Below are 594 nucleotides of genomic sequence, written 5' to 3' on the forward strand. Positions count from 1 at the left end.
CATCGCCATCGATTCAACGCTCCAAGGCTTCCGCCGGCGGCGGTGCGCTGCGCACGTTGAACACGCGGCACACCACATACCAGCACAAGGCGGAGAACAGGTTGTACGGGAACAGGATCAGCCACATCGGCAACAGCCAATTCTTCTTGCCTTGCCATTCGCCCGGCTCGCCGCTGCGCCATGGCGCATAGTGGCGCCAGGCTTCGGCCGGGGTCAGGCAGATGCGGTGCAGTGGCACGTACCACCAGTTGGGCTCGCCGGGTGGCGGCAAGTGGTCCGGGCCCTTCTCCATGAACTGGTAGATGTATTCCCACACCTCAGCGATGTAGCGCGGGTCGGGGTCATTGGGCGCATTGCTGTCGACCCAGAGGACGGTGCGATCTTGCTCGTCACCCGGTGCCGGCCGTGGGCCGAAGGCCAATGCGAAATTCGTGCTGAAGGATCGGCCGCCGAATTCGTTGCGCACGAATTCGGCGCCTTCGGTCCGTGCCCAGTCGAACGCAATCAGGGTCTTGTTGCGCTGGTAGTAGACCTTGCGCGTCTTGCGGTTGAAGTAGAAATTGGAAAGCCGCTTGATGAAGAAGATGCGGTACC

Annotated in this window: 1 pseudogene; it reads right to left on the reverse strand. The window is 62.0% G+C overall.

The features are described from left to right. Positions 1-13: 13 nt before the first annotated feature. Positions 14-594 (reverse strand): annotated as a pseudogene (locus tag DPV79_RS41580) (hypothetical protein); the annotation flags it as partial.

The organism is Burkholderia reimsis, assembly GCF_003294055.1.
In the GTDB taxonomy this organism is placed as follows: Bacteria; Pseudomonadota; Gammaproteobacteria; order Burkholderiales; family Burkholderiaceae; genus Burkholderia; species Burkholderia cepacia.